This is a genomic window from Sphingopyxis sp. RIFCSPHIGHO2_12_FULL_65_19 (assembly GCF_001830555.1).
Classification (GTDB): Bacteria; Pseudomonadota; Alphaproteobacteria; order Sphingomonadales; family Sphingomonadaceae; genus Sphingopyxis.
Window position 1 is genome coordinate 75953 of record NZ_MIAM01000023.1, and the last position, 21056, is coordinate 97008.

The window sequence follows — 21056 nt, forward strand, 5'->3', positions numbered from 1 at the left end:
CTCATCCCGGCAAAGGCCGGGCTGACCATATTGGGGAACGCGAGCCTTCAGCTTCCCGGCTGGATATAGGGCACGCGCGCGAACAATTGGCGTTCCCATCGGCGGGGGTCATTTTCGACGCGACTTGTCGTATCGAAAATCATCGTCTGCCGCTTCGCCAGATCATAGGCGGGCCAGCCCGGATCGCCGGTGCGCGCAAAGCGGACGAATGCGTCCATCATGCGGTCGCTCATCGCCTGCTGCGACGAGGTGGGGTCGGCAAGGGTTCCGAAACTGAGGCCGATATCGTCGGTGTGCTTCGCATCCTCGAAATCGAGCTGGTAGACGAAGGCGGGCGCCCCGGCGCGCGCGCGCGCTTCGGCTTCCTCGACCTGCCCGCGCCAGCTGCGCGCGGCGGTGACGATACGGTGGAACAGATCGCCCGCCGCGGCCTGCGGATAGCGGGTGCGAAATTGCCCGACGATCCATTCCGGGTGCGCGTCGATCTTGATCTCCGACGCGATACGCTGCGCCAGATTGTCGAAGGTCAGCCCTGCAAGCTGCTTTCCTTCCGGCGCATAAAAGGCACGCGTTTCCATCACCGTGTTGCCGAGCATCATCGGAATGTCCAGCGATTGCGGCGCAGCGTCGGGCCAGAAAGGGTGGCGCGACAGGTGCGTCATGTCGAGCACCGGCCCCATATAGACAGAGCCGCCGAGGATCGGATCGGTCGCCGAAAGCGCCGCGACCAATTGCTCAACCGGCGCGGTCGCCGGGTCGACACCCGGGCCCAGCCTGTCCAGAAAAGCCTGCGCACGCTTTGTCGCGTTGAGCGGGCCCGACGCCGTGACCTGCTGCCCGCTCATCGTGATCGCCTTGTGGAACAGCCCCTTCGCCGCGGGCATCGCCATCAGGGTCGCGATCTTCGCGCCGCCGCCCGACTGGCCGAACAGGGTGACATTGCCTGGATCGCCGCCGAAAGCCGCGATGTTCCGCTGGACCCATTGCAGCGCGGCGATCAGGTCGAGCTGCCCCGCATTGCCGCTGTCGGGAAGCCGCGGGTCGAGCCGGGCGAGGTAGAGATAGCCAAGCGCGTTGAGGCGGTGGTTGACGGTGACGACGACGACATCGCCGCGTGCCGCGAGTTTCGCGCCGTCGTTCAACGGATCGGTGACGCTGCCGGTCGAATAAGCGCCACCGTGGAAATAGACCATCACCGGGCGCTTGCGCTTCTCCTCTATGTCGGGTGTCCAGACATTGAGGAACAGGCAATCCTCGCTCTGCGGCCGATAGCCGTCGCCTTTTTGCGGGCAGACCGGGCCGAAGATGTCGCCGCGCAATTGTTCGGCCTCGACTACCGCCACGGGTGCCGAAAAGCGCGCTGCCCGGGCGTAGCGAATGCCGGTAAACGCCCAAGCCACCCCGTCGCCGGTGCTCCGCCTTTGCTCCGACCGATAGACGCCGTCGCGCGCCTCCACGCCACCGACATGGTGTATCGGCGTAAAAATTTCGGCCCTGACCGCTGCGGGCAGCAGCAGCGACGCCGCGCCGGCAGCGAGCAGCCCGCGCCGCGTCACCCCTTTGCCGGACACCCTATCGCCGGACATCCAGCCCACCGCCATGAAAGGCATCGATGTCCGCTTGCCCGAAACGGCTCGCGTCGCCGGGGAGCGAATGTTTGAGCGCGGTCAGCGCGAGCCCCGATTCGGCCATCATCCGCGCATCGCCGCCCGAAAGATGCGCGTGGAGCACGCCCGCGGCGAAAGCATCCCCCGCACCGATGCGGTCGACGATGCCGGTGACATCGACATCGGGGGTCTGATGGCAATTTTCACGCAGGTCGACCCGTGCCGCGATGCGGTGATGATCGGCGGTGAGCGTATGGCGCGCGGTCGAGGCGATCAGCTTGAGGCCTGGGAAAGCGGCGAAGCCCGCTTCAGCGCCCTCGCGGCGCCGGTCTTCGCCCTCGCCGCTGAATTCTCGCCCCAATACCAGCGACAGGTCACGGTGATTGCCGAAGAGGATGTCGGCCGACCCGATCAGTTCGGAGAGGATCGTGCGCGGGTCGCTGTCCCACGCTTCCCACAGCATCGCACGATAATTGCCGTCGAAGCTGACGGGCACGCCGCGCCGCTTCGCCGCGCGCGCGGCGGCGAGCGCGGCCTCGGCCGAGCGCGGCCCGAGCGCAGGGGTAATGCCCGACAGGTGGAGCAATTGCGCGCCGCTCAGCAGCGCATCCCAGTCATAATCCTCCACGCCGGTCGCCGCGAAGCTGGAACCCGCGCGGTCATAGACGATTTCCGACGCACGCAGCCCGGCGCCGACACTGAGGAAATAGAGCCCCATGCGGCCCGCGCCGTCGGTAATCGCGGCGCAATCGACACCGCCGCCGCGCACCGCGGCCACAGCGCCGCGGCCGAGCGCATTCGCCGGAACGCGGCTGACCATCGCGCAATCATGCCCAAGATGTGCGAGGCCGATCGCGACATTGGCTTCGGCACCGCCAACGTGAAGCGCAAGCGACGGCGATTGCATCAACAGCTCGTTGCCCGGCGCGGTCAGGCGTATCAGCAATTCGCCGAAAAAGACTAAGCGGCCGTCGGTCATCTCACTCCCCGCTCACCCTACCCGCACGGGAGGGCGAGTTTCTTGTTATCGCGCGAGCCAGCCGCCGTCGACCGCGAGGATATGGCCCTGCACATAGTCCGATGCCGAGGACGCAAGGAATATGGCGGCCCCGCCGATATCCTTGGGATCGCCCCAGCGGCCCGCCGGGATGCGCTCCATGATCTGACGGTTGCGCGTCTCGTCGCCCTGTAGCGCGGCGGTGTTGTTCGTCGCGATATAGCCGGGCGCGATCGCATTGACCTGCACGCCTTTTGCCGCCCATTCGTTGGCGAGCAGCTTGGTGAGTCCGCCCACGCCCGATTTCGACGCGGTATAGCTCGGCACCCGGATGCCGCCCTGAAAGGTCAGCATCGAGGCGATGTTGATGATCTTGCCGCTGCCCCGCGCGATCATGTGGCGCCCCACGCTCTGGCAGAGGAAGAAGAGCGTCTTCAAATTGGTGTCCATCACCGCGTCCCAGTCGGCCTCGGTGAAGTCGACCGCATCGGCGCGGCGGATGATCCCGGCATTGTTGACGAGAATGTCGATGCGTCCGAACTCGGCGAGCACCGCGTCGACGAGCGGCTGGACCGCACCGACGCTCGACAGGTCGGCGGCGAAATTCTCGGCCCGGCGGCCGAGCCCGCGCACCTTGCCGACGGTCTCATCGGCGGGCGAGCGCCCCGCGGCAGCGATATCGGCCCCCGCTTCGGCGAGCGCGAGCGCGATCCCCTGTCCGATGCCGGTGTTCGCGCCGGTGACCAGCGCGACTTTTCCTGTGAGATCGAACATCGTCATCTTCCTACCCTTCGTCCTGCCGGACTCGATCCGGCATCCATTTCCGCCATGTCGCCTGGACCCCGGACCAAGTCCGGGGTGACGATAAGAGGATTACGACAACTGGCAGATGTCGAGGACGTTCATGTCGGTATAGTCCTGATTCTCGCCCGCCATCGCCCAGATGAAGGCATAGGATTTGGTGCCGGCGCCCATGTGGATCGACCAGGGCGGGCTGATCACCGCTTCCTCATTCTGCATGACGATGTGGCGGGTCGCTTCGCCTTCGCCCATGAAGTGCATGACGCGGTCGGTATCGACATTGTCGAGCTCGAAATAGAAATAAATCTCGCTGCGACGCTCATGGATATGCGGGGGCATGGTGTTCCACACGCTGCCTTCCTTGAGCACGGTCAGCCCCATGACGAGCTGCGCGCTGTCGCAGACGCCGGGGATAGCGAGCTGGAAAATCGTGCGCTCGTTCGATTCGGCAAGGCTGCCACGGTCGAGCGCATTGGCGTCGGCAATGCCGAGCTTGCGCGTCGTGAACGCCTTGTGCGCCGGACAAGAGGCCAGATAATAACGCGCGCCTTCGCCCGCGAACTCGACGTCGGCCGCCCCCATCGTGACATAGAGGCAATCCTTGTTGCCGAGCGTGAAGCTTTCGCCGTCGACGGTGACGGTGCCTTCCACCGCCGAAACATTGACGATCGCAAGTTCGCGGCGTTCGAGGAACGGATGCCCCACAGCCGAGGGCGGCTCGCTCTGCGCGGGCAGCTTGACCGGCGCCGAACCGACGGCGACCCCGCCGATCACGAAGCGGTCGGCGTGGGTGTAGTTGAGGACGCACTCGCCCGTCCGGAACAGATTCTGGATCAGATAGCGGTCGCGCAATTCCGCGTTCGACACCTGATCCATCATCACGGGATGGGTGGCGTAATAGGTCTTGGAAAACATGGGGGCATCCTCGCTCGATATTTCTGGCTTGCCGCCTTGCTAGATTTGATGGTAACCGGTGTCAAGAGGCGATGACGCCCCCGCCGGACAGTTGATTTTACGCTTTCGAGCGCCCATCAGACAGAAAAGGCGAGCTCGGCTCCGGCCGGACTTGCAGGGGAAAGAAGAATATGGCGGCACAAAGCAAGGGGCCGGGGGGCAAGCAGCCGACGATCAACGACGTAGCGGCGCTCGCGGGCGTTTCAAAAAAAACCGTCAGCCGGGTGATCAACCGATCCGAATTTCTGACCGACAAGACCCGCGCCGCGGTCGAACAGGCAATCGAAAGGCTGGGGTTCGTTCCCAATCCGCAGGCACGGGCGCTGGCTTTTCGCCGCAACTTCCTGATCGCGCTGCTTCACGACAATCCGAACGCGCAGACCGTGCTCAATTTCCAGCGTGGGGTGCTCGACGCGATCAAGGACAGCGACCTGGCCCTGCTCGTCCGTCCGGTCGATCGCGGGTCCGACAAGCTGCTCGACGATGTACGCACCTTTCTTGAAAAACAGCGCCCGATCGGCGCGATGCTGCTCCCCCCGATTTCGGAGAATGACGACCTTGCCGCGCTCTGCGAGGATCTCGGCGTGCGCTATGTACGCATCGGGTCGGCGCCGCTCGACGATGCCAAACATTGCATCTCGTCGAACGACCGCGAAGTCGTCGCCGACGCGGTGCGGGGGCTGGTTGCGCTCGGTCATCGCCGCATCGGTTTCGTGCGCGGCCCCGTCGGCTTTCGTTCGGCGGCCGAACGCGAGAAGGGTTTTCTCGAGGCGCTGGCCGAGGCGGGGATCGACCTTCCCGCCGAATTGAACGCACCCGGCAATTATCGCTACACGGCGGGAATCGAAGCCGGCGAAGACCTGCTTTCGCTGGCCGCCCCGCCGACCGCGATCTTCTGCTCGAACGACGAAATGGCGGCAGGCGTGATGAGCGTCGCGCACAGCAAGGGCATCGGCGTGCCGGGCGAGCTGTCGATCATCGGTTTCGATGACAGTCCGACCGCGACGCATATCTGGCCGGCCCTCAGCACCGTCCGTTGGCCGATCCGCGAAATGGGCGTTCGCGCCGCGCAGACGCTCGTCCCCGATTTCCTCGGTCCCGGCGCCAAGGGCGGCGAGGATGAAGGTACGGTCCTCGCCTCGACCTTTATCGAGCGCCAGTCGGTCGCGCCGCCACCCGCGCGCTGACCCTCAACGCCGCCGACGGGCGAGCTGATAGTCGTAGAGCGAGGGCGCGGCATCGATCGCTTGCCCCGTCGCCTCGATATAGGGCGCGGGGGTATAATCGACCCGGATCTTGCGATTGGCATGGAGCCCGACGATCCGCTCGCCCGGCCCTTCCAGCCCGCTCGTGATCGCGACGACGGCATCGTCGGGAATGCTCTCGGGCATCACCAGCCGCGCGTTCCACAATGTGTTGTAAAGCCCATGCCCCGGCTTCCAGTATGGCGCGCCGCCGCCGACCCAGAGCTGGTAGTGCCAGCCGTCCGTCCCCCGTTTCGGGTCGATATGCATTTCGATCTGGTCGAACAAATTCTGGTGGTTCGATCCGCTGTGCTGGTCGATGATCGCATCCCGGTCGACGACCGCGCGCTGGAAGACCGAACGCGTCGAGCGCGTGTTGATGCTGACCGGGTGGATGACCGGATTTTCGACCTTCAGATCCTTTACCAGAACATTATGCACTGCGCCGACATGGACCGAATAGTGCGCGCGCCGCGTGCCCGTCGTGGTGATGTCGGCGATCGTCAGGCTCGCCGCATTGTCGGTCAGGATGCCGCTGTCCGAACTGTCGATCGTCAGCTTCCGCACCCAGCCATCGAACACGCCGGTCATGTAGATGCCATTATAGCCCTGTTCGAGATGATGGCCGAAGGATGGCGCATCGGGAAATTGCAGCCGCAGATTCTGGATGCCCACATTGGCAAGATGGGTCCAGTCGGCGACCACCGCGGGCTGGTCGGCGCGGATGTCATGGAGCAGCGGATCGCCGAGCGTCACCGTCCGCCCGCGCACCGCCGCGACCCGCGTCGCCTGCACGACGACCGGACGGTTGGGAGAGGTCCAGTGATGCGATCCGATCGGCAGGTCGGTGTCGCCGTAAAGCGATTTCAATATCTGGCTTTTCGGCCCATCGACCGAAAACCATTGCAGCTGTACGACGTCACCGACCCGAAGCTTTGCCGCATCGTCAACCGTCAACGTGCGCGAGAATTGCCTGCCCGCGACGCCATTTGCGAGCACCGGATCGCGGACGTCCTTGCTGCCGTCATAGGAAACCGGTCGGCTGTTTTCGGGCGCGACGAGGATCATCCCGCCGGCCCAGCTATATTCTGTGAACAGATAGTCGATATTATGTTCGGGTTCGACCTGCTGCTTCTTTTCGCGCACCAGATATTCGCGCAGCTCGTCATAATCGCTGCTCTGGTCGATCAGCTTCAGCGGGCGCGGGAACCAGAGCTCGCTGCCGCCAGGGCCATTGCCTGCGCCGTCGAGGGTGATGTCGCTGCGCGTGATTCGCAGCACTTCGGTGATCTGCGTCCGCCCCTTGGGAAAACGCAGCGTCACCTTACCCTGCACGGCATTGGCGGCAGCCAGCGCGCGGAGCACCGCCTTCGTATCGTCGAGCCCGTCGTCGGGAATCGCACCATAGGCTGTGACGTCGATCGTCGTAGCCGCGTCGGTGGGGAGCGTCGCAAGGCCGAAGCCATAGCCGGCATAGCTGAAATCGGGCAGCGGGTGCGCCTTCATCGTCGCCCGATCGGCAAGGATTTTGGGCAGGTCCGTCGGCTGCGCCTGCGACGGGAAACTCAGCGCCGCACCGAACGCCAGAACCGAAACGAGGCGCGCACGCCGATTACCCGAAATCATGAACCGATAACTCCCTGCGGTCCCATTTGGCATGGCGGCGCGTGACCCGTGAAAGGCCGAAGGCGCCGCCATGCCGGGGACCTGTCAATCAAAACTTCGCGCGGACGCCGACCGAGAAGCGCCGTTCGGACAAGGCGTAGCTGTTGAGCGCCGTCGGGTTGAAATTGCTATACTCGCTCGTCGCCGATTTTTTCGGCAGCAGATTCTGCGCCTGGAGCGACAGCGCGATATTCTTCGTGATGTCGACCCCGACCTGCGCGTCGAGTTGCGAACGCGAGCCAACAAAACTGGGACGCCCCTGCGAAAATTCAAACACCGCCTCGTCGCGGTAATTATAGGCGATGCGCGCCGAAAATGGTCCTTTCTCGTAAAGACCGACCAGATTGTAACTGTTCTTCGACACCGCAACGAGCGGAAAGCCTGCATTATCCTCGGCGTCCGAATAGGTGTAGTTCGCGATGACGCCAAAGCCGTCGAGCGGCGAGGGCAGGAAGTCCATGAACTGCTGGATGCCGATCTCGAACCCCTTGATCTTTGCGCTGGCAAGATTTTCGGGGCGCGAGAAGGTCAGTTCGCGGCCCTGCGGATCGAGCGTCGTGTCGATACCACTGGTGACGAAACTCGCGATGAAGTTCTTGACATCCTTGTAAAAGAGCGCGCCCGAAATCAGCGAGCTTTTTCCCGTATAATATTCAAAGCTGACATCGGCCTGCGTTGCGATCGGCGGTTCGAGATTCACGTTGCCGCCGGTGACCGACAGGTTCGTTGCGTTGAAGAAGGTCGAGGGCGCGAGGTCGGCGATCGACGCGCGTTGCATCGTCTGCGAGGCCGATACGCGAATCAGGAAATCGTCACTGACGTTGAACGCGATATTCGCGCTGGGCAGGATGTTGGTATAGCGGTTCTTGTCGTTGCGCAGCGTGCTGATCGCGCCGACATTGACATAGGAGTCGACCGAAAGGCGCGTCGATGCGATTCGTACGCCCGCATTGGCCTTGTACGGGACGCCCGCAATTTCCCCCTCGCCCGATACCATCAGATAAGCCGCGAGCGTCTTTTCGCTGAAGTCATAGTCGCGCTGGAGGTTGGGCAGCAGAGTCGAGCGGCCGTTCGGATCGGGGTTCGGCTGAGCCCCCTGCGCGCGGTCGAAGACATAATCGAAGGTCGGCGCGGTGCTTAAAAAGCTGCGCGGAAAAGTGCCGGGCAGGTCGGACAGGAAATCGCCCGCATCGACAAGCTTCAGATAGGGCTCAATCTCTTCGCGGGTCGGGGTGACCTGGCTGCGAAAGGCGTTCGAGCGCGCGTGGAGATCGGTGTAGCGCACGCCCGCTGCGATCGTCACCCCACCGGCGGTCTCGTAACTGACGTCGAGCTTGCCCGTCCATTCTTCGAGCAGGCCGAGCAGCCGGTTGCTGCGCACGCCGTTGTTCGCGGGGTTGTAGGAGGCGTAATCGGTCGGATCGAACGTCCCGCCCAGCGTCAGCGACGGAACCGTCTGGTCGCGAAAGTCGAACGCGCCGGGGACCGTCGCGGTGCCTTGCAGCGTGATGATCTGGATCGTCTGGTCGATCGTGCCCTTGCTGTAATAACCGTCGGCCTCGATCGTCAGCCCATTGTCGCCCTCATATTTGCCGTTCAGGCCATAAAGGAAGCTTTCGGTCGGTTCGTTGCGGATCTGCCCGGCGGTGGTGACGGTGCCGTTGGCGTTGCCTGCGACGACCATCCCGTCCTCGACGACGCGGCCGGTCACGGGATTGCTGCCCGTCGGAAGACGGAACGCAAAGAAATCCTGCCGCCGGCCGGTCTTGAGCTTTGAATAAAGCGCGTCGGCGGTGATCGTGAATTCGGGCGTCACCTCGAACTGGATCGATCCGTTGAGGCCGAGGCGCGAGCGGTCGACGGTGAACTGCTCATATTGCAGCAGCACCGGGGTCTGGAAAGACCCACCGCCGGTGCCGGTGTAAGTGCGATTCAGGAAATTGTTGCGCTCGAACGTCTGCGTCATCGAGGTGCGCTTTTGATATTCGCCCGCGATCATGACGCCGATACGCCCGTCGGCGAATTTGGTCGTTGCAAAGCCCGTGATCGCGGGCTCGAACTTTTTCGAGTTTTCGGAATAGACGCCCTGCGCGCGGACCGAGATCGTCGGCTCCTTGAAGCTCAGCGGCTTGGGCGTGACAAGATTGACGGTGCCACCGAGCCCGCCCTCGGCATTGCTCGCGAGCGGGGACTTGCGCACTTCGAGGCGGCCAAACAGGCTGGACGGAACCAAGTCGAGCCCCGACGAGCGGCCGAGCTGGTCGTTCTCGGGCGGCGACAGCCGCGCCGACCAGCCGAGCAAGGTGCGACCATCGACTTCGACGCGCACTTGTTGCAGCCCGCGCACCGATACCGACTGGCCTTCACCGAAGACGCGGGTGATCTGGACCCCGGTAACGCGTTGCAGCGCTTCAGCGACGTTGGCGTCGGGCAGTTTGCCGACGTCCTCGGCGGTGATGACGTCCATCACCTGTTCGGCGTCGCGCTTGATCTCGGCCGCCTGTTCGAGCGAGGCGCGGATCCCGGTGACGACGATCGCGTCTTCTTCCGTCGGGGCCGATCCATCCTGAGCATGGGCCGGCACCATCGCCAGCGCCGCGAGCGATGCCCCGCCGGCCAGCCTTGCCCCCAGGCCCGTCAATCTCCGAAAGTCCCGGTTTACATGAATCGCCATCTTCATCCTCCCACGCCGACGGCGGACCTTTTGCCCGCTCGCCCATGATTCCCCTCGAAGATGCTCCGGCAACCCAGCCTTTCGGCGCGCCCGGTGCCTCTCTTCGTCTTCGCTATCGTTGCCCGGCAAAGGTAACCGGTGTCACGAATGATGCGGGATTTGCCAAGCTCGTGTCAAGCAAAAATTGTATGACAACTGATGCCTTTGTATGACAACTATCCGCCGGCCGGTCCCGTGACCCGTGCGACGGAAAAATTGTCGTAATTTGTCGCATCGCGCCCATTGGGCTTGCCAGCGGCGGGCCAATGGGTTGAATAGGCGCAAAACCTCCCTCCCCCGTTGCGACTTGAAACGAGATTGACCTTGATGCTGGACAAGTGGCCGCTGCTCCGCGCCGGAGCCCTCTGCGCCATGGCCCTGTCGCTGGCCGCCTGCTCGGCCGAAGAAGAAAAGGGCGGCCGCGGCGCCCCCGAAGTCGGCTATGTCGCCGTCGCGGTGCAGCCGGTGCCCGTCACAACGTCGCTCGGCGGGCGCACGGTCGCTTATGAAACGAGCGAGGTGCGGCCCCAGGTGAACGGCCTGATCCGCCGCCGATTGTTTACCGAGGGCGGTTTCGTGCGCGCCGGGCAGCCGCTCTACCAGATCGACGCCAGCCTCTATCAGGCGGCGGTCGACCAGGCCGCGGCGAACCTTGCGAGCGCGCGCGCGAGCGCCCAGGCGGCCGAGGAACGCGCGCGGCGGCTTGAACCGCTCGCGAAGATGCAGGCCGTCGCCGAACAGGATTATACCGACGCGCTGGCACAGGCGCGGATGGCGCGCGCCGCCGTCGCGCAGAATGGCGCCGCGCTCGAAACCGCGCGGATCAACTTGCGCTTTGCCACGATCACCGCCCCGATCAGCGGCCGCATCGGCCGCAGCATCGCCACCCCCGGTGCGCTGGTCAGCGCCAGCCAGGCAACCCCGCTTGCCGTGATTCAGCAGACCGACCCGATGTATGTCGATATGCAGCAGTCGAGCGCGGAACTGACCGCGCTGCGCCAGGCGATCGAAAGTGGCGGGGTGGCGGCGGGCAGCACGTCGGTACGCCTGCGTCTGGAAGACGGCAGCACCTATGGCTTTGCCGGGACGGTCCAGTTTTCGGACATCACAGTCAATGAGGCGACCGGCACCGTCACGCTGCGCGCGCGCTTTCCCAACCCCAAAGGGATATTGCTGCCCGGCATGTTCGTCACCGCGCTGTTCGACCAGGTGGTGAACCCGTCGGCGATCCTGCTGCCGCAGGCCGCGGTCCAGCGCGATTTCGACGGGTCGGCCTTTGTCTATCTGGTCGGCAAGGACAATAAGGCGGCGCGGCGCAAGATCGTCGCCGACCGCACCGTCGGCGCCAACTGGGTCGTCACCGACGGTCTTAAACCCGGAGAGCGCGTGATTACGCAGGGGATCGGCAATCTGCGACAGGGCGCGCCGATCCGTCCGGTTCCCGCGAGCAGCGCCCAGCGCGTCGGCGCGCAGGCCAAGGGGGCGGCGCAGGGCGGCGACGCCCCGGCAAAGGGCAAGTAACCGCCCATGTCACGCCTTTTCATCGACCGGCCGATTTTTGCCTGGGTGCTGTCGATCATCGTCATGCTGGGCGGGGTGGGCGCGCTGTTCTCGTTGCCGATCGAGCAATATCCCGACATCGCGCCGACACAGGTCAACATCCGCGCGACCTATCCGGGCGCATCGGCCGAAACGATCGAAAACAGCGTTACACAGGTGCTGGAACAACAGCTGACCGGGATCGACGGGCTGCTCTATTTCAGCTCGCAGTCGAGTTCGCGCGGCCAGGCAAGCATCACCGCGATCTTCGAGAAGGGCACGGACCCGGACATCGCGCAGGTGCAGGTCCAGAACAAGATCCAGTCGGCAGTCTCTCGCCTGCCGCAGCAGGTGCAGGCGCAGGGCGTGCGCGTGACCAAGTCCAACTCGGACTCGCTGCTGCTCGTCGGTGTCTATGACACCACCGACACGCGCTCGAACCAGGACGTGTCCGACTATTTGTCCTCGAATATCCAGGACCCGCTGTCGCGCGTCGAAGGCGTCGGCGACGTCAACGTCTTTGGGTCGCCGCACGCGATGCGTATCTGGCTGAACCCACAGCGGCTCGCCGGCGTATCGCTGATGCCCAGCGATGTCGTCGCAGCGATCACCGCGCAGAACAGCGAAGTCGCGGCGGGCGAGGTCGGCGGCCTGCCCGCTCCGCAAGGCCAGATGCTCAACGCGACGGTCACCGCCCAGTCGCGGATGCAAACGGTCGAACAGTTCGAGAATATCGTGCTGAAGACGCTGCCCGACGGCGCCACGGTGCGGATCAAGGATATTGCGCGCGTCGAGGTCGGCGCCGAAAACTACAGCACGATCGTCCGCATCAACGGCCACCCCGGATCGGGCATGTCGATCTCGCTGTCGCCGGGCGCCGACGCGCTCGAAACCGCCGACCGCGTCAAGGCGCGGATGACCGAACTCGCCGCCGACTTCCCCGACGGCCTGACCTACAGCTACGCCAATGATTCGACCGCCTTCATCAAATTGTCGGTCAGCGAGGTGCAGAAATCGCTGTTCGAGGCGATCCTGCTCGTCATTCTGGTGATGTTCGTTTTCCTGCAAAGCTGGCGCGCGGTGCTGATCCCCGCGATCGCGGTGCCCGTCGTGCTGCTCGGCACCTTTGGCATATTCTATATGCTGGGCTTCAGCATCAACACGCTGACCCTGTTCGGGTTGACGCTGGCGATCGGACTGCTCGTCGACGATGCGATCGTCGTCGTCGAGAATGTGGAACGATTGATGGAAGAAAATCCGGGGATGTCGGCGCGCGAAGCGACGATCCAGTCGATGAAGGAATTGCAGGTCGCGCTGATCGCAATCGCACTCGTGCTGTCGGCGGTGTTCCTGCCGATGGCGTTTTTCGGCGGTTCGACCGGCGTCATCTATCGCCAGTTTTCGGTCACGATCGTTTCGGCGATGGCGCTGTCGGTGCTCGTCGCGCTGATCCTGAGCCCCGCGCTGACATCGACCTTGCTGAAACCCAAGGATCATGGCGGCGCCACGGACGGCGGCGGACGCTTTGCGCGCGCCCACGCATTCCTCGAACGCGCCAAGACCGGCTTCAACACGCGTTTCGACCGCTCGGTCGACCGCTATGTCGGCAGTGTCACCAAGGTCGTCGATCGCAAATGGCTGTTCCTCGGCATCTATGCGGTGCTGCTCGTCGCGCTCGCCCTTCTCTTCCTTCGCCTGCCGAGCGGTTTCCTGCCCAATGAGGACCAGGGCCGCGTTTCGGTCCAGTTCCGCCTGCCGGCGGGCGCGACGCAAGCGCGCACGCTCGAGGTGCGCGATATGGTCGAAAAATATATGCTGACCGAAGAAAAGGCCAATGTCGGGGCGCTGTTCCTGGTCGCCGGCGGCGGCGGTGGCGGCGCGGTGGGCCAGAACACCGGCCAAGGTTTCGTCAACCTCGTCCATTGGGACGAGCGGCCCGGCGAGGAACGCAGCGCCGAAGCCATTGCGACGCGCGCCCGCGCCGCGCTGGCCGGGGTACGCGATGCGCAGGTGTTTGCGCTTGTCCCCGGCGCCGTGCGCGGACTCGGCGATTCGGCGGGCTTCACGATGCAGTTCCAGAATCGCAGCGGGATGAGCCGCGACGAATTTGTCGCCGCGCGCGAGAGGCTGCTGGCGATGGCGAACGAGAATCCCAAGCTGACCTCGGTGCGCCTGTCCGACCTGCCCGACGTATCGACGCTGAAAATCGACGTCGATACCCAGCGGCTGACGGCTTATGGCATCGACAATGGCGATGTGAACAACACGCTCGCGACCGCCTGGGGCGGGCGTTACGTCAACGACTTCATCGACAAGGGACGCGTCAAGCGTGTCTATGTCCAGGGCGATGCCCCCTATCGTGCCAAACCCGAAGACCTCAGCCAGTGGTTCGTTCGCTCGACCGACGGGCAAATGTCGCCTTTCTCGGCCTTTGCCACCGTCGGCTGGTCGACAACGCCAAGCAGCAGCTCGCGCTTCCAGGGCGTTCCCGCTTTTGAAATTTCGGGCCAGCCCACCCCCGGCACCAGTTCGGGCGAAGCGATGGATGAAATGGAGCGCATGGCAAACGAAATACCGGGAACCAGCGTCGCCTGGTCGGGCTCTTCCTATGAAGAGCGGCTCTCCTCGGGGCAGGCACCTTTGCTCTATGGCTTGTCCTTGCTTGTCGTCTTCCTCTGCCTCGCCGCGCTCTACGAAAGCTGGTCGATCCCGCTCGCGGTGCTGCTCGTCATTCCCCTGGGATTGATCGGCGCGGTGTTCGCGGTGAATTTGCGCGGGCTCGAAAACGACGTCTATCTCCAGATCGGGCTGCTCACGACGATGGGGCTTGCAGCGAAGAATGCGATCCTGATGATCGAGTTCGCCGAGCAGGAGGAACGCAAGGGCAAGCGCGTGATCGAGGCCGCGATCGCCGCCGCACGCATTCGCCTGCGCCCGATCCTGATGACCAGCTTCGCCTTCATCTTCGGCGTGCTGCCGCTCGCGATCGCGACCGGCGCGGGGGCGAACAGCCGCGTCGCGATCGGCACATCGGTGATCGGCGGGATGCTCACCGCCGCCTTCCTCGCGATCTTCTTCATCCCGCTCTTCTTTGTCCTCGTCCGCCGCGGCGTGCGCGACGGCCTCGCCGCGGCGCGCAGCCGCTTCGGCAAGAAAAAGGATGACGGCGCGGCGGAGGTTCCGGCGTGATCGGGACGCGCTCGCTGCTGTTCGTCGGCACGCTCGCACTCGCCGGCTGCTCCTTGGCACCGAAGACGGTGTTGCCGACCCCGCCGGTTCCGCAAAGCTGGCCCGTCGGCGACGCCTATCTGCTGCAAAGCGAGGCGGCGCTGCCGGTCCTTTCGTACAAGAGCATCTTCACCGATGCGCGGCTGCAATCGCTGATCGATCAGGCGCTTTCGGGCAATCGTGACCTGCGCGTCGCTTACGCCAATGTGGCCGCCGCGCGGGCGCAGGTGCGCGTGACGCGGTCGGGGCAATTCCCCGAACTCGGCGTCAGCGCCGGGGCAGGGTATTCGGACGGCGGCACCGGCGGGGGAAGCGGGGGAGGAAGCGGCGATTTCTCGCTTCGCGGCGGTATCACGGCCTTTGAACTCGACCTGTTCGGCAAGCTCGCCAATGCGACCGAAGCCGACCGCAACCGCGCGCTCGGCACCGAGGCCGCGTCGCGCACCGTGCGGCTCGCGCTGATCGCCGATCTGGCCGATGCATGGGCGACCTATGGCGCCGACCGCGACCTGCTGAAGATTGCCGAGGACACCGCCGCCAATGCGCGCGAAAGTGTGCGGCTGACCAAGGCGCGGCTCGACGGCGGCGTCGCGCCGCGCACCGATCTGCGTCAGGCCGAACAGATCCTCGCCACCGCCGAGGATTCGATCGCGCAGCAAAGGACCGCGCTCGCGCAGGATGAGAATCTCATCCGCCTGCTCGTCGGCGGCGATGTCGATCGCACACTGCTTCCTGCGAGTCTGACCGAAGTGACGCCGTCGGTGGTGGCGCTGCCCGCCGGGGTCAGCTCCGAAATCCTGCTGCGCCGCCCCGATGTGATCGAGGCCGAATATGGCCTGCGCGCGGCCAACGCCGACATCGGGGTCGCACGCGCGCAGCTTTTCCCGTCGATATCGCTCACCGGGCTGCTCGGCTTTGCCAGCAATGCACTTGGCAGCCTGTTCGACAGCGGATCGTTCAGCTGGTCGGCGGGCGGCGACGCGACCGCGCCGATCTTCGACGCCGGCGGCCGCCGCGCGGGGGTCGCGGTCAGCGAGGCGCAGCGTGACGCCGCGCTCGCGGGCTATGAAGGCGCGATCCAGACCGCCTTTCGCGAGGTCGCCGACGCGCTCGCGGTGCAGGGCACGATATCCGAGCGCGTCCGCGCCGCCGCCGCGAACAGCGAAGCCGCGGCTGACACCGCGACCCTCACCGACGCGCGCTACAAGGGCGGGGTCGACAGCTTCCTCGCAAGTCTCGACGCGCAACGCAGCCTTTATTCGGCGCGGCGAAGCGAGATCGGGACGCAATTGCTGCTCGTCAGCACGCGAATTGCGCTGTTCCGGGCGCTGGGCGGCGACAGCGGCGCGGGAACCGCAACCCCCTAACCTTCGTCCTGCCGAACTTGATCCGGCATCCATGACAACGTCGGCAAGATGGGTCCCGGATCAAGTTCGGGGTGACAAAGAAGGCATAGCCGACTCATCTTGACAATCGCCCCCGCTCGCGCGCTAATGGAACATATCAGGAACAGATTATGCGCGAGTCGTCTTACCCTCTCGCCGGGCTGCGCCAACGCATCGCCCGGATCGCCGCCAGTGACGGCGCGGAAAGCCGCCCGGCCGAGGGTTGGCTGGCGAGCGGCCACGCGCGCTTCGACGAGGCGCTTGGCGGCGGGCTCGCGACCGGGCGCACCCATGAATTTTTCGCCGCCGACGCGCTCGACGCGACGAGCGCCGCCGCCTTCGCCGCGCTCATTGCGCTGCGCACGCCGGGCAAGGCGCCACTAATCTGGCTGCGCCCCGCCGACGCCGGCAAGCGGGGCGGCCATATCTATGCCCCCGGCATCGCCGAACTCGGCGGCGATCCCGACCGGCTGCTGCTCGTCGAGACCGCCGATCCCAAAATGCTGCTCGCTTGCGCCAATGACGCAATCCGCTGCGCCGGATCGGCGGCGGTGATTGTCGAAAGCTGGGGCAAATTCCCTTTGCTCGACCTCACCGCCGGACGCCGCCTCGCGCTCGGCGCGCGCGATGCCGGCACGACCTTGCTGATGCTGCGACTTAATGCCCTGCCCGCGCCGAGCGTCGCCGAAACGCGCTGGGCCGTTGCCGCCGCCGCCTCGCGCGCATTGGAGGCCAACGCCCCCGGCGCCCCCGCTTTCGACCTTGAACTGCTGCGCTGGCGCGGTGGTCCCGCGGGCGCGCGCTGGCGACTGGACTGGAACCATGACGAAAAATGCTTCGGACCAACCCCTGAAGAAGCAACGCTATCTGGCGCTTTTCTTCCCTCTCCTGCCCGCCGAGCGATGGCTTCGCACGGCGCCGAAGCGGCCTGACGCCCCGCTCATCTTCGCCGCGAAACAGCGCGGCGCGATGCGGGTCGCGAGCGTCGATGCGGCGGCGCTTGCGGTCGGGCTGCGCCCCGGGATGCCGCTCGCCGATGCGCGCGCGCAGGTCGGCAATGTCATCGTCGTTCCGCACGATCCGGTGCTCGATCAGGACTGGCTCGACCGGCTCGCCCAGGGCTGCGCGCGCTATACCCCGCTCGTCGCGCTCGACGCCCCCGACGGGCTGATCCTCGACATTGCGGGCGCAGTGCATCTGTTCGGCGGCGAGGCGGGGCTGGTCGCCGATATCGAGATGCGCCTGGCGCGCCTCGACATCACGCTGCGCCATGCGCTGGGTCCGACCGCCGATGCCGCGCGGGCGCTTGCGCGCTATCAGACGCGCCCCGCGCCTGACGAAGCGCAGGCCATCCGCCGCCTGCCCGTCGCCGCACTCGAACTCGAAGCCGAAGCGACCACCGCGCTCGTCCGCGCCGGGCTGAAAACGATCGGCGACCTTGCAAGCCGCCCGATGGCGAATATCGCCGCACGCTTCGGCGCCGACGCCGCGACCGCGCTGCACCGCATCCTCGGCGATGCGCCCAGCCCGCTCGACCCGCGCATCGCGCCGCCGCCGGTGATTGCCGAACGCCGCTTTGCCGAGCCGCTCGGCAGCACCGTTCATGCGACAAAGATCCTCGCCGAGCTCGTCGGCGAAGCGATCGAAGACCTTCGGAAACGCGGCAAGGGCGGGCGTCATTTCCGCGCCACCTTTTTTCGCAGCGACGGCCTTGCGCGGGCGATCGCGATCGAAACCGGCCATCCGACCCGCGACACCAGCCTTGTCATGCGCCTGTTCGCCGAACGGATGGACAGTTTGCGCGACCCGCTCGACCCCGGTTTCGGTTTCGACATGATCCGCCTTGCGGTGCCGCGGCTCGAAACGCTCGGCGCCAGCCAGCTCCGCCTGGAGGGTGGCGCGGTGCGCGAGGCGGAAGCCGACGAGCTTGTCGATCGGCTCACCGTCCGGCTCGGCCGCGGCCGCGTGCGGCGGCTGCGCCCTGCCGACACCCACATCCCCGAACAGGCGCAGCTCGAACTGCCCGCGATCGAAGCGCCCGCGCCCCAGCCCTGGCAAGGCCCCGAACCCGGCGAACCGCCAACGCGCCCCTTTCACCTTTTTGACCCGCCGCAACCGATCGAGGTGATTGCCGAGGTGCCCGACGGCCCGCCGCACCATTTCCGCTGGCGCCGCGCAACGCACGCGGTGCGCCGCTACGAAGGCCCCGAACGCATCGCCGCCGAATGGTGGCGCCGCCGCGACAATGGCGGGCTGACGCGCGACTATTACCGCGTCGAGGATGCCCAGGGGCGCCGTTTCTGGCTCTTCCGCCACGGGCTTTACGACGAAAAGCCCGACCCGCGCTGGTATATCCACGGGGTCTTCGCATGAGCGATACGCCCGATCCCGGCTTTGCCGAACTGGTCGCCGCGACCAACTACAGCTTCCTGCGCGGCGCCTCGCATCCCGCCGAGATGGTCGCCGAGGCGATCGCTCTCGGCATGACCGGCATCGGCATCGCCGACCGCAACAGCGTCGCGGGGGTGGTGCGGGCGCTGACTGGGCTGCGCAAGCTCCACGAAGACGCCGCAGAAGAGGGAATGGAACTGCCCCCCTTCAAACTCGTCGTCGGCGCCCGGCTGGTCTTCGACGACGGCACCCCCGACATTGTCGCCTATCCGACCACGCGTCATGGCTGGGGCCGACTGACGCGGATGCTGACCATTGGCAATCGCCGCACCACAAAGGGCGACTGCGTGATGAAACTCAAGAATCTGCTGATTCACTGCGAGGATATGATCCTGATCGCGATGGCGGCCGAAAAGGATGAACGCATCCTGCGCCGCATCGCCGAGGTCGCACCGGACTCGCTTTGGCTGGGCGCAACGATGCCGAGAGGCGGCCGCGATCGACGCCGTCTTGCCCGGCTGGAATCGCTGGCGGACCGGGTCGGCATTCCGATGCTCGCCACCAACGACGCGCTTTACGCGACGCGCGAGCAACGGCCGCTTCACGATGTCATCACCTGCATCCGCGAAGGCACGAACCTCCATGATGCCGGCCGCTTGCTGCGCGCCAATGGCGAACGTCATCTGAAGTCGCCGCACGAAATGCGCCGCCTGTTCCGCTCCTGCCCCGAAGCGGTCGACGAGAGCGGAAAGATTCTCGATCGCATCACCTTTTCGCTGCGCGACCTGGAATATGAATATCCGCACGAGCCGGTTCCCGAAGGCTGGGAGCCCCAAAGCTGGCTCGAACATATGGTGATGGAGGCGGCCAACAAACTCCATCCGGGCGGATTGCCCTACCGTTGGCAGGAGGTGCTCGACGAGGAACTCTCCCTCATCCGCAAATGCAGATTCGCCTGCTACTTCCTGACCGTCCACGACATCGTCAATTTCGCGCGCACGCGTGACCCGCCCATCCTTTGTCAGGGACGCGGTTCGGCAGCCAATTCGCTCGTCTGCTATCTGCTCGAAATCACCTCCATCGACCCCATTGCGAACAATCTGCTTTTCACCCGCTTTCTGTCCGAAGAACGGCGCGAGCCACCCGACATCGACGTCGATTTCGAGCACGAGCGACGCGAAGAGGTGATGCAATATATCTATCGCCGTTACACGCGGCGGCGCGCCGGCATCGCCGCGACGGTGATCCATTACCGACCGCGCAGCGCAGTGCGCGAGGTCGGTAAGGTGCTTGGGCTCAGCGAGGACATAACCCAGCGACTCGCCGATACGACCTGGGGCAGCTGGGGCAGCGAAATGCCGGTCGAACGCTTTGTCGAAGCGGGCCTCGATCCTGAGCTGGACGATATCGCGCGGCTGCAATGGATCGTCGCGCAGCTACTCACCTTTCCGCGCCACCTGTCGCAGCATGTCGGTGGCTATGTGTTGACCGAGGACCGGCTCGACGAGACGGTGCCGATCCACAATGCCGCAATGGAGGACCGCACCTTCATCGAATGGGACAAGGACGATATCGACGAACTGCGACTGATGAAGGTCGATGTGCTTGCGCTCGGGATGCTCACTTGCATCCGCAAATGTTTCGATCTCATGCGGCTGCACGATCTGGGCGATCATGACCTCCGCAACGTTCCGGCGGAAGATTCGGACGTTTACGATATGCTGTGCAAGGGAGACAGCGTGGGCGTTTTTCAGGTCGAAAGCCGCGCCCAAATAAACATGCTGCCACGCCTGCGCCCAAGGGAACTCTACGATTTGGTCATCCAGGTGGCGATCGTCCGTCCCGGCCCGATCGAGGGGGATATGGTCCACCCCTATCTGAAGCGTCGCAGCGGGGAAGAGGCAGTCGACTATCCTTCGCCTGCGCCGCCACATGATCCGCAGGAACTGTTCAATCTGCTCCGCAGGACATGTGGCGTTCCCCTTTTTCAGGAACAGGCGATGAAACTCGCCATCGTCGCCGCGGAGTTCACCCCCGACGAAGCCAACGGCCTGCGGCGCGCGATGGCGACCTTTCGCAATGCCGGAACGATCCATCAATATAAGGAGAAGATGATCGGCGGGATGGTCCGCCGCGGATACGAGGCCGATTTCGCAGCCCGATGTTTCAAACAGATCGAGGGCTTTGGCAGCTATGGCTTTCCCGAAAGCCATGCCCAGTCGTTCGCCAAGCTCGTCTATGTGTCGTCGTGGCTGAAATGCCACCACCCCGCCGTCTTCGCGTGCGGCATCCTCAATTCGCAGCCGATGGGTTTTTATGCCCCCGCGCAGCTCGTGCGCGATGCGCAGGAGCATGGGGTCGAGGTGCGCGAGGTCGATGTGAACGCCAGCTGTTGGGACAACAGCCTGGAACGGAAAGACGACGGCAGTCTCGCGCTGCGGCTCGGTTTCCGGCAGGTTGACGGGTTTCGCGAGGAGTGGGCGCGGCAGATCGTCGCGGCGCAGCGCGCGCCCTTTGCGCCGGTCGAAGAAC

General features: G+C 65.1%; 13 protein-coding genes. 7 read left to right on the forward strand and 6 right to left on the reverse strand.

From position 1 onward, the window contains the following. Positions 1-47: 47 nt before the first annotated feature. From A3E77_RS07115 to kduI, 4 genes are all read right to left on the reverse strand, one after another. Complete coding sequence (locus A3E77_RS07115) at positions 48-1586, reverse strand: carboxylesterase/lipase family protein (protein ID WP_293644488.1); 1539 nt, start codon at positions 1584-1586, stop codon at positions 48-50. Next, positions 1573-2586: a sugar kinase gene (locus A3E77_RS07120; RefSeq protein ID WP_293644490.1), complete on the reverse strand. Its 1014-nt coding sequence runs from the start codon at positions 2584-2586 to the stop codon at positions 1573-1575. The genes A3E77_RS07115 and A3E77_RS07120 overlap by 14 nt, the downstream gene beginning before the upstream one ends. A 45-nt stretch (positions 2587-2631) precedes the next feature. Further along, positions 2632-3384: a 2-dehydro-3-deoxy-D-gluconate 5-dehydrogenase KduD gene (kduD, locus tag A3E77_RS07125; RefSeq protein WP_293644492.1), complete on the reverse strand. Its 753-nt coding sequence runs from the start codon at positions 3382-3384 to the stop codon at positions 2632-2634. A gap of 93 nt (positions 3385-3477) precedes the next feature. Then, positions 3478-4320, reverse strand: coding sequence for a 5-dehydro-4-deoxy-D-glucuronate isomerase (kduI, locus tag A3E77_RS07130; protein ID WP_293644494.1), 843 nt, complete (start codon positions 4318-4320; stop codon positions 3478-3480). Positions 4321-4490: 170 nt separating this feature from the next. Here kduI and A3E77_RS07135 point away from each other — a divergent pair, with 170 nt between their 5' ends. Continuing rightward, positions 4491-5546 (forward strand): LacI family DNA-binding transcriptional regulator, encoded by a 1056-nt coding sequence (locus A3E77_RS07135; protein WP_293644496.1) that lies wholly within the window; start codon positions 4491-4493, stop codon positions 5544-5546. Between the two features lie 3 nt (positions 5547-5549). Here the strand turns inward: A3E77_RS07135 and A3E77_RS07140 are convergent, their stop codons facing one another. Next, positions 5550-7229: a hypothetical protein gene (locus A3E77_RS07140; protein WP_293644498.1), complete on the reverse strand. Its 1680-nt coding sequence runs from the start codon at positions 7227-7229 to the stop codon at positions 5550-5552. Between the two features lie 88 nt (positions 7230-7317). Continuing rightward, on the reverse strand, positions 7318-9942 hold the full coding sequence (locus A3E77_RS07145) for a TonB-dependent receptor (RefSeq protein ID WP_293644500.1): 2625 nt from the start codon (positions 9940-9942) through the stop codon (positions 7318-7320). Positions 9943-10308: 366 nt separating this feature from the next. Here A3E77_RS07145 and A3E77_RS07150 point away from each other — a divergent pair, with 366 nt between their 5' ends. The 6 genes from A3E77_RS07150 to A3E77_RS07175 all read left to right on the forward strand — a co-directional run. After that, positions 10309-11502, forward strand: coding sequence for an efflux RND transporter periplasmic adaptor subunit (locus A3E77_RS07150; protein WP_293644620.1), 1194 nt, complete (start codon positions 10309-10311; stop codon positions 11500-11502). 6 nt (positions 11503-11508) lie between these two features. Beyond that, a complete protein-coding gene (locus tag A3E77_RS07155) occupies positions 11509-14709 on the forward strand; it encodes an efflux RND transporter permease subunit (protein WP_293644502.1) in 3201 nt (1066 codons plus the stop codon). Continuing rightward, positions 14706-16115 carry an efflux transporter outer membrane subunit gene (locus tag A3E77_RS07160; RefSeq protein WP_293644504.1) on the forward strand — a complete coding sequence of 470 codons (1410 nt, stop codon included), beginning with the start codon at positions 14706-14708 and terminating at the stop codon, positions 16113-16115. Before A3E77_RS07155 ends, A3E77_RS07160 begins: the two co-directional genes overlap by 4 nt. Positions 16116-16264: 149 nt before the next feature. Next, positions 16265-17065 (forward strand): ImuA family protein, encoded by an 801-nt coding sequence (locus tag A3E77_RS07165; RefSeq protein WP_293644506.1) that lies wholly within the window; start codon positions 16265-16267, stop codon positions 17063-17065. Next, the gene (locus A3E77_RS07170; RefSeq protein ID WP_293644508.1) at positions 16956-18506 is read left to right on the forward strand and encodes a Y-family DNA polymerase; all 1551 of its coding nucleotides are present in this window, start codon (positions 16956-16958) and stop codon (positions 18504-18506) included. Before A3E77_RS07165 ends, A3E77_RS07170 begins: the two co-directional genes overlap by 110 nt. Next, on the forward strand, positions 18503-21056 hold a 2554-nt coding region (locus A3E77_RS07175; protein WP_293644510.1), incomplete at its 3' end, for an error-prone DNA polymerase. The genes A3E77_RS07170 and A3E77_RS07175, both read left to right, overlap by 4 nt.

Coding starts and splice junctions, on each gene's coding strand:
- A3E77_RS07115 (WP_293644488.1), bottom strand. CDS start 1,586: ATGTCCGGCGATAGGGTGTCCGGCAAAGGGGTGACGCGGCGCGGGCTG.
- A3E77_RS07120 (WP_293644490.1), bottom strand. CDS start 2,586: ATGACCGACGGCCGCTTAGTCTTTTTCGGCGAATTGCTGATACGCCTG.
- kduD (WP_293644492.1), bottom strand. CDS start 3,384: ATGACGATGTTCGATCTCACAGGAAAAGTCGCGCTGGTCACCGGCGCG.
- kduI (WP_293644494.1), bottom strand. CDS start 4,320: ATGTTTTCCAAGACCTATTACGCCACCCATCCCGTGATGATGGATCAG.
- A3E77_RS07135 (WP_293644496.1), top strand. CDS start 4,491: ATGGCGGCACAAAGCAAGGGGCCGGGGGGCAAGCAGCCGACGATCAAC.
- A3E77_RS07140 (WP_293644498.1), bottom strand. CDS start 7,229: ATGATTTCGGGTAATCGGCGTGCGCGCCTCGTTTCGGTTCTGGCGTTC.
- A3E77_RS07145 (WP_293644500.1), bottom strand. CDS start 9,942: ATGGCGATTCATGTAAACCGGGACTTTCGGAGATTGACGGGCCTGGGG.
- A3E77_RS07150 (WP_293644620.1), top strand. CDS start 10,309: ATGCTGGACAAGTGGCCGCTGCTCCGCGCCGGAGCCCTCTGCGCCATG.
- A3E77_RS07155 (WP_293644502.1), top strand. CDS start 11,509: ATGTCACGCCTTTTCATCGACCGGCCGATTTTTGCCTGGGTGCTGTCG.
- A3E77_RS07165 (WP_293644506.1), top strand. CDS start 16,265: ATGCGCGAGTCGTCTTACCCTCTCGCCGGGCTGCGCCAACGCATCGCC.
- A3E77_RS07170 (WP_293644508.1), top strand. CDS start 16,956: ATGACGAAAAATGCTTCGGACCAACCCCTGAAGAAGCAACGCTATCTG.